This window comes from Gordonia jacobaea (genome assembly GCF_965344965.1).
GTDB lineage: Bacteria > Actinomycetota > Actinomycetes > Mycobacteriales > Mycobacteriaceae > Gordonia > Gordonia jacobaea.
In genome coordinates this window covers 206,050-221,882 of sequence record NZ_CBDRLS010000004.1, presented here as the reverse complement: position 1 = coordinate 221,882, position 15,833 = coordinate 206,050, and the positions used below count along the sequence as shown (strand labels likewise).

Below are 15,833 nucleotides of genomic sequence, written 5' to 3'. Positions count from 1 at the left end.
GCCCGGTCAGGCGGGCGTGCGCGCCCAGGCCTCGACCAGCGCCCGGGCGATCGAGATCGAGCCGGGAAGCAGTAGTCGAGGGGCGTCCTCGCCGGCGGCGACGTCGGGTTCGGGCATGCCCCGCAGCCATTCGTCGCCGCGGTCGAGTGCCTCGAGCACCTCGGCGCGCGTGAACCATTGCGCGTCGCCGATCTCACCGTCGAGAAACTGCAGCGGTTCGTCTGGGTCGCCGATCGCGGAAAAACCGAGCATCAGTGATCTGGGGAACGGCCACGGCTGAGATCCCAGGTACCGCGGCTCGCGCACGGTGATCCCGACCTCTTCGTGAACCTCACGGATCACGCACTGCTCCAACGACTCTCCCGGTTCGACGAAGCCGGCGAGCGTCGAGTACCACCGGTCGGGCCAGACGGCTTGGCGTCCGAGCAGGATTCTGTCGGCACCGTCGTGGACGACAGTGATGATCGCGGGGTCGGTGCGCGGGAACTCGTCGATGCCGGTCTCCGGATTGCGACGTACCCAACCGCCACGCGCCGGGACGGTTGGCGAGCCGTTGACGGGTGAAAAGCGCGCTGTCGCATGCCAGTTCAAGATGCCGAGCGCGGTGGCGAGCAGCCCTGCCTCGTCGGCGTCGAGTCGGGATGCTCCGCGTCGGGGATCGGCGGTCTTGCCGTCGAGTCCTTCGACCCTGATCGTCCACAGGTCGGTATCGGTGTGTGCGAGGAACACCGCGTCGACCGGCGGCTCGTCTCCGAACTCAGAACTGTCGATCCACCTCAGCGCCCCGTCGGGCTCGACGGGGTAGCGACCGCCCGTATCGATGCGAAGTACGCGCGCCGTCGGCCAGCCCGCAAGCATGCGGTCGGGCTCGTCACGGACCTCGTCGGCACGATCGAACGTGCCCCGGGACAGCAGCGGCGGTTGGTCGAAGACAAAGGCGCCCATGGTCTCTGTTCTACTCGCTCGCCGGTGGCGAACGTCAGTCGCCCGCGCCCTTGCGGACGTACAGCAGCCGGTCGCCCGCCTCGATCTGCTCGACCTCGCTGTCGTCGACGCGGTGCAGCACACCGTTACGCAGCACACCCAGGACGATGTCGCGGGTGTGGGCGGGCGAGCCGCCCGTTTCGGTCGGATCGACTTCACGTTCGGCGATCGCATACCCGGCGTCGGGGGTCAGCAGGTCCTCGATCACCTCGACGACCGACGGCGTCATGGTCGCGATACCGAGGAGCCTGCCCGCCGTCTCCGACGAGACGACCACCGAGTTGGCGCCCGACTGCCGCATCAGGTGCGTGTTCTCCGACTCCCTGATCGACGCGACGATCTTCGCGCGCGGGTTGAGTTCGCGTGCCGTCAGCGTGGCGAGGACGGCTGTGTCGTCGCGGTTGGCGGCCACGACGATGCTGGCAGCGTGCGCGACACCCGCCAATCGCAGCACGTCGGACTTGGTGGCGTCGCCCCGGACGGTCACGAGACCGTCGGCCTCCGCATGCTCGAGGACACCCGGATTGTTGTCGACGACGACGATCTCGGACGGCTTGATGCCGTCGCCGATCATCGCGTCGACCGCGGTACGACCCTTGGTGCCGTACCCGATGACGACGGTGTGGTTGCGCACGTTGTTCCTCCAGCGCTGGATCTTGAGAGCTTGGCGAGACCGCTCGGTTAGCACCTCGAGCGTCGTACCGATCAACACGATCAGGAACAGCACGCGTAGCGGAGTGATGATCAGCAGGTTGAGCAGGCGAGCCGACGGACTGAACGGAGTGATGTCGCCGTAGCCGGTGGTCGACAACGTCACAGCCGAGTAGTACATCGCGTCGAGAAATGAGAGCGGGTTGTCTTGAACGTCGCGGTATCCACTGCGGTCGACGTAGACGAGAATGGCCGTGAAGAACAGCGCGACGACAGCGAAGATGACCCGACGCCCGATGGCCCGAGCCGGACTCTGCTTGAGCTCCGGAATACGGACGACGCCGACGAGTGCGTAGTCAGGGCCGTCGGACAGCTCCTCGCCCCGCCATCGACGTCGGAATCCGCGTCCGCGCATCAGCCGAACCACCTTTGCTTCACAGGGTGTGAATCTAATGCATCCGGGAGGTGTATCACTGATCCGACTCTCGCGCGAGCAGCGCGACGAGATCGTCATGGTCGGGCAACACCTCTGGCTCGAGGGTGTAGTTGTGCCGGACGTAGTGAAACGCCGCACTGACCCGCTCGACCGGCACACCCGCGAGCTGCGCCCACGCGATCCGATAGGCGGCGAGCTGGATGTCGACGGATTCTCGTTGCGCACCACCGACGGTCGAGTCGTTCGACGCCCCGTCGCGCCGACCACCGGGCACCGCACCCGTCTTCCAGTCGACGACGACCCACGAGCCGTCGGGCTCTGCGAACACCGCGTCGATCCGGCCGCGGATCACCGTGTCGCCGATGACCGTCTCGAACGGGACCTCGACCTCGCTGGGATTGCGCGACGCCCACTTCGACGCCAGGAACGCGTCGCGCAGTGCGTCGAGATCAGCATCCGGCGACGCCGACGAGTCGGCGGCACCCGGTAGTTCGTCGATATCGAGTAGCCGCGTCGCACCGAACCAACGCTCCACCCATGCGTGGAATGCGGTGCCGCGGCGTGCCGTCGGATTGGGCCGAAACGGCGTCGGTCGGCGAAGTCGTCGTGCGAATTCCCTTTCGTCCGAGTCGAGTTCGACGAGTTGACTGACCGACAGGTGCGTCGGGAGCGCGACGTCGACGACCGCCTGGTTACCTCGGTGGTGCTCGGCGAGCAGGGCGTCGACCTCTGCTCGCCACTGCGCGATCTCAGGATCTTCCGCGATCTCAGGATCTTCGGCCGTCGCGTCCGACCCGGCGGCTTTACCCGCGGGCGCGTCGAAGAGCGCCGGAGCACTGCGCGCGGCGACCGCGTCGAGGACGAGTCGTGCCGCGGCGTCGACTCCCTCGCGGCGCGAGCCCAACCGATCCGCGGGCCAGGACTCGCGAATGATCCGCTCGGCCAACGGGTTTGCCGCGCCGTCGTCCGGTGGCGGGGCGAGCTCGTCGATGCTGAGGCCGTCGGAGTCGACGGTCGGGTCGGCGATGGCGTCGGAGACGATAGCGACGAGCTCGTCGAAGAACTCGGACCCACCGCGCGGTTTGTCGCCGGTCTCGCTCCAGTGGTGCGCCGAGACGAGCAGGTCGTGGCGCGCGCGCGTCAACGCGACGTAGAGGAGTCGACGATCCTCCTCCAGCCTGCGCTCGTCGATCGCCTCCTTGTGCAGAGTCAGCGCCTCGGCGAGTTCTTTGCGGTTGCTGATGCCTGCGGCTGCTAGGTCGAAGGTCGGGAAACCCTCCCCCGTCCCCGGTTCCGCGAGGTCGCCACGCAGCGGCCCTGGCAACTCCTTGGCGCTGCGCATCCACGTCGTGTCGGCGCGGCCTCCCGGAAAGATCCGTGCCGCGACGTGCGGCAGCGCGACGACATCCCACTCCAGGCCCTTCGCCGCATGCACCGTGAGGATCTGGACACGTTGCTCGGCCACCTCGATCCGGCCGGGTTCGAGTCCCTTCTCGATGGTCTCTGCGGTGTCGAGAAACGCCAGCAGGCCGGGCAGATTCGCGCCGGGACGGTCGGCGTACGCGGTGACGTACTCGGCAAAGGCGTCGAGATGTTCGCGGCCGGTGATCGCGCCACGCATGCGACGAGCCCTGATCTGAGCCTCGATGCCGACGCCGATCGTGTTCTCGACGTCGGCCACGAGCTCGGGCAGCGGCTGGCCGATGCGCCTACGCAGCGCCTCCAGCTGCGCGCCGAACGCCCGGATACGTGCGTACCCCTGCGGTGTGTACGCATCCGGATCGCCCGGATCGACGACGGCGTCGGCGATTCCGGCACGGTCGACGACCTCGGTCGGCAGCACGGCGTCGAGCGCGGCATCGAGTTCTTCGCGGCTGGTGACCGCACCACCGGACGCAGCGATGGCGTCGGCGGCGAGGTTGGTGGCACGGCGCCAGAGTGCGGCGATGTCGGCTGCACCCAACTGCCAACGCGCGCCGGTCAGGAGCCGCATCGCCGCGGTCCCGGCCATCGGATCTGCCATCAACCGCAGCGTCGCGACGACGTCCTCGATCTCCGGTACATGGAGCAACCCACCGATACCGATCACCTCGGCCGGGATTCCCCGACTCTCGAGTTCTGCCGCCAACGGCGCCGAATCCTCGTTGCGACGCACCAGGATCGCGACGGTCGGTGGGTCGACGCCGTCACGCTCGGCGTCACGGTAATGGCGTTCGATGGCCTCACCCAGCCATGCCCGCTCGTCGACGACCGTCGGGGTGAGCGCCATCGAGACGGTCCCCGACGGCGCGTCGGGTCTGGGACGCAGCACGCTGACCGGAATTCCCCTGCGCCGCAACTCTTCCGACGTCCGGTTCGCGAGCTCGAGCGTGTGTGAGGGGTTACGCCAGCTCGTCAGCAGTTCGAGTCGCTCCGAGGGTCTGCCGTCGGAGCGCGGGAAATCGGCGGTGAAGCGGGGAAGGTTGGCCGCCGACGCGCCGCGCCAGCCGTAGATGGACTGGATCGGATCGCCGACCGCCGTGACCGCAACAGTCGGAATGCGTTCGCCTCCGGACGCTTTCGTAGCCGCACCGCCGAACAGCGTGGACAACAGGATGCGCTGTGAATGGCCCGTGTCCTGATACTCGTCGAGAAGCACGGCCCGGAACGAGCGTCGCTCGCCCGCCGCGACGTCCGGATTACGTTGCACCAGTTGGGCGGCCAGCGACATCTGACTGCCGAAGTCGAGCGCGGACTGTTCACGCATCGCATCCCGCAGCGCTGCCACCATCGGCAGCAGTTCGCGACGCTCGTCGATGACCTCCTGGATCTTGATGAGGTCTTTGCTCGGCGCCGCGCGCTGCCGCGGACCGGGTGGCAACGTATCGACCATCGACCGCAGATCGTCGCCCCACGCGGTCAGCGTGTCGAGATCGACGAGGTGTTCTGCCATCTCGCCGTGTAACCGCAGCACGGCCTCGGTCACGCCGGAGGGCACCTTGGTGGTGTGTAGCGGCCCCGTCCAGTTCGACACGATCGAGAACGCGAGTTGCCAGAGCTCGGTCTCGCTCAGCAGCGTCGAACTCGGTTCGACGGGCAGCAGCAACCCGTAGTCGGCGATGAGCCTGCCCGCGTACGCGTGATAGGTACTCACCTCGGGGTCGGCGGAACGCAGCCGTGCGGCCAGCATGCCGTCGGGGTCCCAGTTCACCAGGGCGGGCGACCCCGCGAGCATCGAGAGTCGACGCCGGATGCGAGCCCCCAGCTCACTCGCCGCCTTGCGTGTGAACGTGAGTCCGAGGATCTCGTCGGGTGACACCAGTCCGTTGGCGACGAGCCACACGACCCGCGACGCCATGGTCTCGGTCTTGCCCGCACCGGCACCGGCGACCACGAGCAGCGGTTCCAGCGGCGCCTCGATCACCGCGACCTGTTCGGTTGTCGGTAGGGGCAATCCGAGGGCGGCGGCCAGCGAGGTCGCGGAGACACGCGCGCGCCTCACATCGACGTCAGTCATCGATCACCGCCTTGCCACGCAACTGGGCGGGACAACTCGTGTGCAATGCGCAGTGTCCGCAGCCGGGGTTGGGCGTCGCGTCGAACACCGGCCCGACGCTCGCCTTGGCCGCCGACCGCACCACGGTGATCCACTCGTCGAGCAATTCGGGTGTCAGCGGAGGTTGGACCCGCTCGGCCGCGCCCGTCGACGCGTTATTCGCCGACACGAACACCAAGCGCCCACCCCCGGGTTCGAGCGTGCCGTCGGCGTCGGGAGGGAACTGCGCCGCACCGCCGTGCGCAAGCGCCACCTGGTAGGCGGCGAGCTGTGCGTGCTCCTCGGCATCGGCGCGCGAAACCGCGGTCTTCGCGGTCTTCACATCGACGACGACGGGCCTGCCTGACGAGTCGGCCTCGAGCCGGTCGACGCGACCGCGCAACCGAACCGGTGGATCGTCGTCGATGCCGGGCACCGTGGCGTCGATAGCCGATTCGACACCACGCTCGCGCAGGTCATCGCGCGAAATACGCAGCCAGTCACGGAAATTGGTGAGCATCTCCTCGGCCCGTTCCAACTCGTGCGCCGAATACCACGCGGCTCCGGTGTCGACGCGCTCCCAGATGTCGCGCAGCGCGCCGGTCACCTCGGCCGGGTCGATGTTGCCCGCAACCGCCTGCACCAGCGTGTGCACCAGACTGCCCGCGATCGCGGGCGTCGCATCGCCGTCGCGCCCACCGTTGCGTTCGAGCAGCCAGCGCAGCGAGCACCTACTCAGACTCTCGATGTTCGACGGCGACAGCGTGATCGGCCCGTCGTCGGCGCGCCACAGCGGCGCGTCGGTGCTCACCTCTGCCAGACCGAACCAGTCACGCGGGTGCGCACCCGGGATGTCGGAATCGGCAAGTGTGGCAAGGAGTTCGGCTGCCGCCCTGGTTCGATCGTCGAGTTCTTGCTCCTGCGCACCGGCGATCACCACGGACCGCAGGGTGGCCACCAGTGACGGGAGCGACAGCACACGGTCGACGCCGGGATCGAGTGCGACACCCTCGATGACCTGCGGCTCATCCGTGTCGGTGTCGGACGCGCTGCCGAGCGCCGCGGCGATTTCGGCGACGAACCTCGACGGCGATGCGTCGCCGCTACCGTCCTCGACCGCTGTGACGAGAAGTCGACGCCGCGCCCGCGTGCACGCGACGAGTAGCAGACGCCGCTCGTCGGCCAGCGCCCCGGCACCACGCGTGACGACGTCGATCCCGTCGGGGGCGACGCCGTCGAGCAGGTCGACGAGCTCGGCGGTGGCGAGCACGCTGCCCCGACTTCGCAACGAGGGCCAGAGCCCGTCGAGGACACCCGCGACAGCGACGACCTCCCACTCACGGCCCGCCGCGGCGTGCGCGGACAGCACCGTCACGGAATCGGCTGCCGCAGAGGCGGTTCGGGAATCACGCGGGATCTGCAACTGGCTCAGGTAGTGCACGAATGCCGCGGGCCCCGCCGACGGGAGGGTGTCGGCGAAATCGCCTGCCGCCTCGAACATCGCCATCATCGCGTCGAGATCGCGGTCGGCCTGCTCACCCGCGGGCCCGCCCCGGATCGCACTGCCGACCCACCGACGCTCGAGCCCACTCGCCTGCCATGCCGCCCACAGCGTCTCCTCGACGCCGCGTCGGGCACGATGAGCGCGCAACGCCGCAGCGATCACGTCGAGCGCACGTCGCAACGGCGCGGCTTCGGCGTCGGACAGCGCGCGCAGGTAGCGCTGCGCAACCTCGTCGTCGAGCAGCGCCTCCCGCAACGATGTCAGCGAATCACGTTGCGCCGCAGTCACACCCGCGGCGTCTCCCGCCGACGACGCAGCCCGCTCCGCCTTCTCGTCGCACCTTCGCACACCACGACGCAGCCGGCGCATCGCGCCCGGATCGGCAGCTCCGATGGGGCCTGTCAGCAACGCGACGGTGTCGTCGATGGAGAACGTCTCGTCGGGAGAAGGAGCTTCCTCTGCTGCATCCGAGCGCGCCGCGACCGCGCACAGCACGGTCATCAGCGCCGCGACGGAACGTTGCCGGTGGATCGGCAGATCGGAGGTGGGCGTCGTCAGCGGGACGCCCGCGGATCGGAACGCTCGACGCAGCGCGGGCAATGCGAGATGGACCGATCGCACGATGACCGCCATGTCGGACCACGGGACACCCTCGAACAGATGGGCACGACGCAGCAGGTCGGCGATGGCTGTGGCTTCTTTGGCTGCCGACGAGAACACCCTGACCGCCGCGCCTGCCTCGTCGTCCGCGGTTGCCGACGCGCGTGGATAGGGATGCGGCCGGGCACCGGGGAGCCGCGATGCGAGCGCACGGCCGACCTCGCCGATGTCGGGATGCGAGCGGAAGTTCTCACGCAACACGATGTCGCGTTCGGACCCCGGATCGGCCAGTCCGTCGGCGAAACGCGGGCTCGCACCACGGAAACCGAAGATCGACTGGTCTGTGTCGGCGGCGATGATCGTCGACTCGGTTCCGGTGCCGACGAGTCGGACCAGTTCTGCGGCCTGCGGGTCGAGGTGCTGCGCGTCGTCGACGATCAGGTGCCGGATGCGACTGCGCTGACCCGCGAGAAGCTCGGGATCTGTCGCGAACGCCGACAGTGCCGACCCGACGAGCTCTGCGGCGTCGACCGCGGGCGCCGACGCACCGGGAGTCGCGAGCCCCACGGCCCCGCGCAACAGCATGTTCTGCTCGTACTGTGCGTATGCCCGCGCCGCGGCGATCCATTCGGGACGCCGGTGTGCGCGGCCGAGCGACGCGAGTTCTTCGGGGCCGACGCCGCGCTCAGCGGCCCGCATCATGAGGTCGCGCAGTGCCTGCGCGAAGCCGTCGGTGCCCAGCGCAGGACGCAGCAACTTGGGCCAGTAGCCCGCACCGTCTTCGATATCGCCCGCGAGCAGTTCCCGCAGCACGACGTCTTGCTCGGAACCGGTGATCAGACGGGGCGGCGGATTGCCGTGCGCGCTCGCCTGCAACCGCAGGATGGCAAACGCGTACGAGTGGATCGTGCGGACGAGGGGTTCGCGCAACGCGCCGCCTGCACCTGTTCCGAAGCCACCCGACGCCGCCAACACTCTGCGGGTGATCCGTTCGCGCAGCGCGACCGCCGCGCGCCTGCTCGACGCGAGCACGAGGATCGACTCCGGATCCGTGTCGGCCGACAGCAACCGCGCGACGGCGGCGTCGACGACCAGCGACGTCTTGCCGGTTCCGGGGCCGCCGTGCACCCGCCAGGGTTGCCAGCCCGAGCCGTCGCCGGGGGCCGGTGCCTCACCGTCGATGACAGCCTGCACCTGCGCGGTCCAGACCCTCGGCTGCGCGGCTCCCTGCGCACCGTCGGGCCCGGTGGTCGACGCGACGAGATGGGTGCGCATGGCCGTGCCGCCACCCTGCCCCTCACGAGAGCGTGCGCGGGGTGTCTGCGTCCGGGACGGTCCCGGTCCCCCTTGTCGTCGAGCCACGAGTCCATCGAATCACGCGCCTCCGACACCCGTTCCGACGACTTCCCCACCCGGACGAGCAGTCGGGGTGGCGCACCCCGAACGCATACGGCGCGGGGCATGATGAGTTCATGGCTCCGCTGCACACCTACGTTTTCGGCCCTCCGGACGGCCCGGCGGTCGTCGCACTGCACGGTCTCACCGGCCACGGCCGACGATGGGAACACTTTGCGTCGAGCAGCATTCCCGAGCTCCGCGTGATCGCTCCCGATCTCCTTGGGCACGGCAGGTCGCCGTGGCGGCCGCCGTGGGGTCTCGACGACCACGTCGACGCCGTCGCCACCGCTGTCGAGACACACCTCGGGGCCACCGAACCGTTCGTGCTGGTCGGCCACTCCTTCGGTGGTGCCATCGCCGTGCGCCTCGCCGCCCGCATGCCCGACCGGGTTCGTCGGCTCGTCCTCCTCGATCCCGCCCAGGGCCTCGACCCGGTGTTCGCGCTCGAAGTCTCGACCGACAGCCTCGACAACTGGGACTATGCCAACGCCGACGCCGCGCGTGCCGCGAAACTGTCCGAGGGGTGGGCCGACGTTCCGACCGACGACCTCGATCGCGAACTCGACGAGCATCTCGTCGACCGTCCACACGGCCGGGTCGGGTGGCGGATCAGCGAGCCCGCCGCGGCGACAGCGTGGAGCGAGATGGCCCGACCGTTCGTCCTGCCACCGCGTGGCGTCGGTACCGACGTAGTCGTCGCCGACCGCGTCGACCCGCCGTTCGTCGGTCGCGCATTCCTCGACGCCTGCGCGGCGGAGCGACCAGACGTCACCGTCCACCACGCCGACTGCGCACACATGGTGCCGTTCCTCGAACCCGACCTGTGCGCCAAACTCATCCGCGAAGGCAAGTGAGGAGCCGTTGGCCCGGATCAGCGAGGCCGACGTCGAAGTGGTGCGCGATCTCGTCGCGGCCATCCCGGTAGGCCAGGTGAGCACCTACGGCGACCTCGCGGCCGCAGCGGGGCTCTCGTCACCGCGGATCGTCGGCTGGATCATGCGCACCGACACCGCGGACCTGCCGTGGCATCGGGTCGTTCCGGCGTCGGGGCGCCCCGCAGCACACCTCGCAACGCGTCAATTGGAACGACTGCGCGCCGAGGGCGTACCCGTCAACGACGACCGCGTCGCGCTGCGCGACTGCCGCTGGGAGATCCCGACGCCGTGATGTACCGATCCGGCCGACAACGCCGCTAGAGCATCATCCGCACGATGTCGACGACCCGCGCGAGTCCCGGCAGCGCGCCGGCCGTCGAGCGTGGATGCAGGGCGTGTACCGCGAGCCGGAACATGGTGGCGCGCAACATCATCTGCGCCCATTCGGGTTGGTCGGACCACCGCTGCACCAGCTCATCGTCGGCCCCGCCCCACGCAAGCGAGTCGACGACGACGACCGCCGACGCCCACGGAGCCGGACGCCAGTAGGGCACGATGTCGGTGATGCCGGGGGCAGCCGCACCCGCGAAGAGGACAGTGCCGAACAGATCGCCGTGCACCACCTGCGACGGCACGTCGACAGGCTTGCGCAGCGTCCCGAGGGTTTTCAGCATCTCGACGCTGCGCTTGCCGTCGTCGGACGTGGGTTCGCTCATTCCGGCGGCGCGCGCCGAACGCAACGGCACGTCTTCCCACGCGGCGCGGTCGGCTGCGGCGAACACGTCGACGTCGGTGTGCGGCGGTGCCGGCTGCTGCAACAGGAAGCGTGGGCGTTCGAGATCGGCGAGCACCTCGTGGAGGCGATCACCGACGGCGAGTACCTCGTCGTGTCGAGGTTCGGGAGACCCGGCGATGTAGGTATCCGCGCGCCACCCCGATACGACGTACCGCCCGTCGGTCGCACGGAACGGTCGCGCGACGCGCAGTCCCTCGACGTAGAGGTTCTCGCGCACAGACGCCGACCATGCTGCCCGCGCGTGGTCGGGTACGAGGGACAACACCACCTCGCCGACCCGCCAGCCACCCACCCAGGTGTCGCCCATGGCGATGGGCGGGTGAGAGGTGAGCCCGAACGTGTTGAGCACGTGATCGGGCGGTTGCGGATTCTGCACGTCTGCAGAGATTACCGAGCACAACGCCGTATGTGCTGCAGCGACGCGGGGCGCGCCGGGACTTGCGACGAACGACGCCTAGTAGACCGGCAGTTCCTTGTCGACCTGATTGGCCCACGCGGTGACCCCACCCTGAAGGTGAGTGGCGTCGGCAAAACCCGCACGCTTCAACGCGGCAAGCGCCTCGGCGGACCGGATACCGGTCTTGCAGTAGAGCACTGTCGGACGGTCCTGCGGGATCTGCGCGAGCGCAGTACCGGAGAGGATGTCGCCCTTCGGGACCAGCGTGGCACCGTCGATGTGCACGATGTCCCACTCGACGGGCTCGCGAACGTCGATCAGCGCCAGCTTCTCGCCGGCATCGAGGCGCTCCTTGAGCTCACGGGGAGTGAGCGTCGAACCGTCGGCTGCCTGCGCGGCCTCGTCGGACACCACACCGCAGAACTCCTCGTAGTCGATGAGTCCCGAGATGCGTTCACCCTCAGGGTCTTTGCGGATCTTGATGGTTCGATAGGTCATGTCCAGCGCGTCGTAGACCATCAGACGACCGAGCAACGGCTCGCCGATACCGCAGATCAGTTTGATGGCCTCGGTACCCATGATCGAGCCGATCGACGCGCAGAGAATGCCGAGAACGCCACCCTCCGCGCAGGAGGGAACCATCCCGGGCGGCGGCGCCTGCGGATACAGATCGCGATAGTTGATGCCGCGTCCGTCGGGTGCGTCCTCCCAGAACACCGACGCCTGGCCCTCGAACCGATAGATCGATCCCCATACGTACGGCTTGTGCGCGAGCACCGCGGCGTCGTTGACCAGGTATCGGGTCGCGAAGTTGTCGGTGCCGTCGATGATGAGGTCGTACTTCGAGAACAGTTCGATCGCGCCTTCCGGCTCGAGCCGTTCGTCGTGAATGTTGACGGTGACGTACGGATTGATCTCCTGGATCGAGTCACGAGCGCTCTCGGCCTTCGGCCGACCGATGTCTGACTGTCCGTGGATGACCTGTCGCTGCAGATTCGACTCGTCGACGACATCGAATTCGACGATGCCGATGGTTCCCACACCCGCTGCCGCGAGGTAGAGCAGCGTCGGGGAACCGAGACCACCGGCGCCGATGACGAGCACCCTGGCGTTCTTCAACCGTTTCTGACCGTCCATCCCCACATCGGGAATGATCAGGTGCCTGCTGTAGCGGGCTACTTCGTCATTGGAGAGTTCTGCCGCTGGTGCGACAAGCGGTGGCAGGGACACGTGGACGCCTCCGTCTAGAAATACCGTCTGGAAAGGAAAACCGACTCACCTACGCAACGACTCGTCCCACACGGGCATTCCCGACAGCCTCGACGCGTGGCGCTCACCTGTCGGGGAACGGCCACGGATTCGGTTTGCACACGAACGCCTTGTCGGCCTGCATGTCGGGGTCGAGCGCCATGATCTGAGAATTCGCGACGCCGAAGGACTGCTGCATCATCACCGGCGCCAGCGCCCCGTTGTGCTTGCACGGCTCGTGGTGCTCGTAGCCGATGCCGTGGCCCACCTCGTGATTGATGAGGTACTGCCGATAGGCGACGTCGTCGCCCTCGTACGACAGCGCACCCCGCACCCACCGGGCTTCATTGATGGTCACCCGCTTGTCGGGTGGGTAGAAGCACGACGTCTCGAGTTTGATCTGGTAGCCGCACAGCTCTCGCGCGGTGCCAGGTGAACTGAGCGAGACCCGCAGATCCGGCTCGCCGTCGGCGATGCGCCGAAACGCCACCTTGCCGTCGCCGATCCAGCTCCGATTGTTGGCGAGTGTGGCGTCGACCATCTTGCCGAAGGTGCGATCACTGCCGTAATCCGACGGCGCGACGCCGTCTTCCACCTCGACTGTGTAGGTGTAGACCTGCGGACCGGTACCGATCTGCTTTCCCGCGCCCGGGACGACGTGGAAGGTCTTCTTGCCCTGCTGCGTGTAGGGTCCGCCGTCGGGCAGGGTTCCCGCGGGTAGTGACACGTCCTTGATCGACGACGTAGGAGCACCGACCGGCTTGGTCTCCTTGGTGACGTCGGTGTTGCGCTGCGCTGCCGGCGTGACGTCGGAACTCTGCGCGTCCGAACTCGACCCGTCGTCGCTCACGGTGACCACGATCAGCACGATGGTGAGGATGATCAGGACCGGAATCGCGTACGCGCGCCACCCGTACGTGGAGACGAAGCGACCGAGCGCGCTCTGCTTCTTCCGCTCAGGTTGGGCGTCGCGGTCGACCCTGGCCCGCCCGTTGTCGTCGGTCGGGTCCCACCGCGCCCGTAGCGGCTGATCCGGCAGCGGACGCGACCGCGGGCGGTGGCCCGGGTTGGACGTCACTCCCGAAGGGGGCGTCGTGCCTGTCCGGACCTTTTCGATCCGGGTGGTGTCCTCAACCGACGACCGCGACGCCCGCTGCTGCGAACGTGCCTCACGCGCCGCGTCCCCTGCCCTGACCCGACGTGTCGATGCGCCGCCCCGGCGGGTCGATCCATTGTCCCGACGGGATAGGTCGACGTCGTCCCCCGACTGTTCGGGCCCACTGTCTGTGTGGCTCACACGGACAACTTTCTCACAGGTGCCCACGCAATCCCGGGAGGCCAACGGCACCCGGCCACCCGTGGGCCACCGGCGCGACACCCGACAGTCGACAAAGGGTGCGACCCCGGTCACGTTGCCGAGCGGCCCGAGTACCCTATATCCATGCCACCTACCGCCAACGCATCGTCATCGGGTACCAGAAACGGGACCCGGATGCCCCGCAGCGCACGGCGGCGACAACTCCTCGACGCCGCCAGCGAGATCTTCGTCGAACGCGGCTACCACTCGGCAGGCATGGACGAGATCGCCGTCCACGCAGGAGTGAGCAAACCAGTTCTGTACCAACACTTTCCGTCGAAGCTCGATCTCTACATCGCGGTCGTCGACTCGCACGCCGAGAAGCTCGTGACCGACGTGAACAACGCACTGCTCACCACCACCGACAACCGGCAGCGTGTCCGGGCGGCAGTAGAGGCGTTCTTCAATTTCATCGATGAGGACAATTCCGGCTACCGGCTGATCTTCTCCTCCGACGCTCTGGATCCCGCGGTGATCCGTCGCGTCGAGGGCGCGACTGAGGCATGCGTCGACGCCGTCTACGGGCTCGTCATGCACGATTCCGGGCTCGACCCCTACCGTTCACGGATGCTCGCGGCCGGGCTGGTCGGCGCGAGTCAGGTCAACGCCAGATACTGGCTCGAGGCCAAGCGCCCCATCGCCAAGAGCGAAGCGGTCGACACCACGGTCGCGCTGCTCTGGGGCGGTTTGTCGCGCGTGCCGAAGCATGGCGAATCCGGCACCCCCGAACAGGCCGGGCACGCGTTCGAGACCGACGCCGCACCCTCCGCTGCCGAGTAACCCACGAGATCGGCCCCCTCCGGTCGCAATGACCGTCGGGGGCCTGGACTAGCTCCTGGGTGCGATCAGCTCCCGAATCCGACGCGTCGCGTCTCCGAGCTGCCGACCTCGACGTAGGCGATCTTGGTGACCGGGATCAGGAATCGCGAACCCTTGTCGTCGGTCAGCGTCAGCAACGCCTCCTTGCCGGCGAGGGCGGACTCCACGGCGGCCAAGGCCTTGTCGCCGCTGAGCGTCGACTGGATGGACAGTTCTCGCGGGCTGTCGGTGATGCCGATCTTCACTTCGACGGACATGGCCACCCTTCCGTTGGCGACGTCGCGCGGAAGTCGCGCGACTGATGTGTGAGGCGAGTCGTCGCGCGCGACTTCTCGTCTTGCACGACTCCGGCGCCCGATCACTCGAGCGCCGCAAGCCTTCGGCACAGTGCTAATTCAATGCCTTCGGCATAAGGCTAGTGCAGGGTCGCGCCACACGGACACCCGCTCCGCTGACAGCGAACGAACCCGAACGCGCAGCGGATGGGAACGCCTCAGCCGAGCCCGAGGTCGGCCATGCGTGCGCTGTGCCGGTCGGCGACGACGTCGAAGAATCCCGCCATGCCCTGCAACGACGCCGCGCCTGCGAAGAGCAGGTCGGTGACCTCCTCCTCCGCCGCGAGCACCCATTGCGCGTGAGTGATGGCCTCGCCGAGCAGGCGACGTCCCCACAGCGTCAGCGGCGACCGCAGCGAGGGGTTCGCGTCGATGGCTTTGCGCACCTCCTCGCGCGCGAATGCCGAACTGCCCGTCGCCGACATCACCTCGGCGACCACCGCGCGAGGTCCTGCGGGCAGAGCACCGGAGACCTCCGCGTAGAAGTCGGCTGCCAGGCCGTCGGCGATGTATGCCTTCACCAGCGCCTCGTACCAGGTCTTGGGATTGGTGACGCGGTGGTACTCGTCGAACACCCCGCTGTAGCGCACCACGGCTTCCGCAGGGTCGATGCCGCGTCGGCTCACCTGCTCGGACAGCCTCTCGAAGTGCGCGATCTCCGAAGCGACCATGCGTGCGATGTTGATGCGCCCCTGCACATCGGGCGCCATGGCTGTCTCGTCGATCAGTCGGTGGAAGGCGGCGAACTCGCCCGCGAGCAGCACCGAGTAGAGCTTGCCGATCGCCGGATCCTCCTGATCGACCGAGGTGACGGAGGCCGACTCAGAAGACGAGGACGGCCCGGAGGGCGACTCAGCAGAAGACTCGGATGAAGGCGCGGCAGACGACATGAGGCGATGGTAGGTCGGCTGCGATCGCT

General features: G+C 68.1%; 12 protein-coding genes. 3 read left to right on the top strand and 9 right to left on the bottom strand.

All coding sequences use genetic code 11. From position 1 onward, the window contains the following. Positions 1 to 6: 6 nt before the first annotated feature. The 4 genes from nudC to ACRVY7_RS15090 are packed head-to-tail and all read right to left on the bottom strand — an operon-like array spanning position 7 to position 8,964. Positions 7 to 945 (bottom strand): NAD(+) diphosphatase, encoded by a 939-nt coding sequence (nudC, locus tag ACRVY7_RS15105; protein WP_431817644.1) that lies wholly within the window; start codon positions 943 to 945, stop codon positions 7 to 9. Positions 946 to 979: 34 nt separating this feature from the next. Further along, positions 980 to 2,050 carry a potassium channel family protein gene (locus ACRVY7_RS15100; protein WP_049698977.1) on the bottom strand — a complete coding sequence of 357 codons (1,071 nt, stop codon included), beginning with the start codon at positions 2,048 to 2,050 and terminating at the stop codon, positions 980 to 982. Positions 2,051 to 2,105: 55 nt separating this feature from the next. After that, positions 2,106 to 5,567: an ATP-dependent DNA helicase gene (locus tag ACRVY7_RS15095; protein ID WP_431817643.1), complete on the bottom strand. Its 3,462-nt coding sequence runs from the start codon at positions 5,565 to 5,567 to the stop codon at positions 2,106 to 2,108. Next, a complete protein-coding gene (locus ACRVY7_RS15090; RefSeq protein ID WP_431817642.1) occupies positions 5,560 to 8,964 on the bottom strand; it encodes an ATP-dependent helicase in 3,405 nt (1,134 codons plus the stop codon). The genes ACRVY7_RS15095 and ACRVY7_RS15090 overlap by 8 nt, the downstream gene beginning before the upstream one ends. A gap of 197 nt (positions 8,965 to 9,161) precedes the next feature. Between ACRVY7_RS15090 and ACRVY7_RS15085 the strand changes: the two genes are divergently transcribed. Beyond that, positions 9,162 to 9,941 (top strand): alpha/beta fold hydrolase, encoded by a 780-nt coding sequence (locus ACRVY7_RS15085; protein ID WP_431817641.1) that lies wholly within the window; start codon positions 9,162 to 9,164, stop codon positions 9,939 to 9,941. 7 nt (positions 9,942 to 9,948) lie between these two features. Then, positions 9,949 to 10,254 carry an MGMT family protein gene (locus tag ACRVY7_RS15080; RefSeq protein ID WP_431817640.1) on the top strand — a complete coding sequence of 102 codons (306 nt, stop codon included), beginning with the start codon at positions 9,949 to 9,951 and terminating at the stop codon, positions 10,252 to 10,254. 25 nt (positions 10,255 to 10,279) lie between these two features. Here ACRVY7_RS15080 and ACRVY7_RS15075 read toward each other — a convergent pair whose 3' ends face one another. The 3 genes from ACRVY7_RS15075 to ACRVY7_RS15065 all read right to left on the bottom strand — a co-directional run bounded on the left by ACRVY7_RS15075 (position 10,280) and on the right by ACRVY7_RS15065 (position 13,520). Then, the gene (locus ACRVY7_RS15075; RefSeq protein ID WP_431817639.1) at positions 10,280 to 11,134 is read right to left on the bottom strand and encodes a TIGR02569 family protein; all 855 of its coding nucleotides are present in this window, start codon (positions 11,132 to 11,134) and stop codon (positions 10,280 to 10,282) included. A gap of 78 nt (positions 11,135 to 11,212) precedes the next feature. After that, positions 11,213 to 12,385, bottom strand: a complete 1,173-nt coding sequence (moeZ, locus tag ACRVY7_RS15070) for an adenylyltransferase/sulfurtransferase MoeZ (RefSeq protein WP_049698971.1) — start codon at positions 12,383 to 12,385, stop codon at positions 11,213 to 11,215. A gap of 103 nt (positions 12,386 to 12,488) precedes the next feature. Beyond that, positions 12,489 to 13,520, bottom strand: coding sequence for a DUF3152 domain-containing protein (locus ACRVY7_RS15065; RefSeq protein ID WP_414651998.1), 1,032 nt, complete (start codon positions 13,518 to 13,520; stop codon positions 12,489 to 12,491). A 324-nt stretch (positions 13,521 to 13,844) separates the two neighbouring features. On the opposite strand from ACRVY7_RS15065, the gene fasR reads away from it, so the two are divergent. Continuing rightward, positions 13,845 to 14,540 carry an HTH-type transcriptional activator FasR gene (gene fasR / locus ACRVY7_RS15060; RefSeq protein ID WP_049698969.1) on the top strand — a complete coding sequence of 232 codons (696 nt, stop codon included), beginning with the start codon at positions 13,845 to 13,847 and terminating at the stop codon, positions 14,538 to 14,540. A gap of 65 nt (positions 14,541 to 14,605) precedes the next feature. Here the strand turns inward: fasR and ACRVY7_RS15055 are convergent, their stop codons facing one another. Further along, positions 14,606 to 14,836 carry a DUF3107 domain-containing protein gene (locus tag ACRVY7_RS15055; RefSeq protein WP_049698968.1) on the bottom strand — a complete coding sequence of 77 codons (231 nt, stop codon included), beginning with the start codon at positions 14,834 to 14,836 and terminating at the stop codon, positions 14,606 to 14,608. Positions 14,837 to 15,072: 236 nt separating this feature from the next. Beyond that, positions 15,073 to 15,804, bottom strand: coding sequence for a ferritin-like fold-containing protein (locus ACRVY7_RS15050; RefSeq protein WP_049699073.1), 732 nt, complete (start codon positions 15,802 to 15,804; stop codon positions 15,073 to 15,075). Between the last annotated feature and the right edge of the window lie 29 nt (positions 15,805 to 15,833).

Bases quoted from the DNA above. Each gene is read 5' to 3' on its own strand.
- nudC (WP_431817644.1), bottom strand. From the start codon at position 945: ATGGGCGCCTTTGTCTTCGACCAACCGCCGCTGCTGTCCCGGGGCACG.
- ACRVY7_RS15100 (WP_049698977.1), bottom strand. From the start codon at position 2,050: ATGCGCGGACGCGGATTCCGACGTCGATGGCGGGGCGAGGAGCTGTCC.
- ACRVY7_RS15095 (WP_431817643.1), bottom strand. From the start codon at position 5,567: ATGACTGACGTCGATGTGAGGCGCGCGCGTGTCTCCGCGACCTCGCTG.
- ACRVY7_RS15090 (WP_431817642.1), bottom strand. From the start codon at position 8,964: ATGCGCACCCATCTCGTCGCGTCGACCACCGGGCCCGACGGTGCGCAG.
- ACRVY7_RS15085 (WP_431817641.1), top strand. From the start codon at position 9,162: ATGGCTCCGCTGCACACCTACGTTTTCGGCCCTCCGGACGGCCCGGCG.
- fasR (WP_049698969.1), top strand. From the start codon at position 13,845: ATGCCACCTACCGCCAACGCATCGTCATCGGGTACCAGAAACGGGACC.
- ACRVY7_RS15055 (WP_049698968.1), bottom strand. From the start codon at position 14,836: ATGTCCGTCGAAGTGAAGATCGGCATCACCGACAGCCCGCGAGAACTG.
- ACRVY7_RS15050 (WP_049699073.1), bottom strand. From the start codon at position 15,804: ATGTCGTCTGCCGCGCCTTCATCCGAGTCTTCTGCTGAGTCGCCCTCC.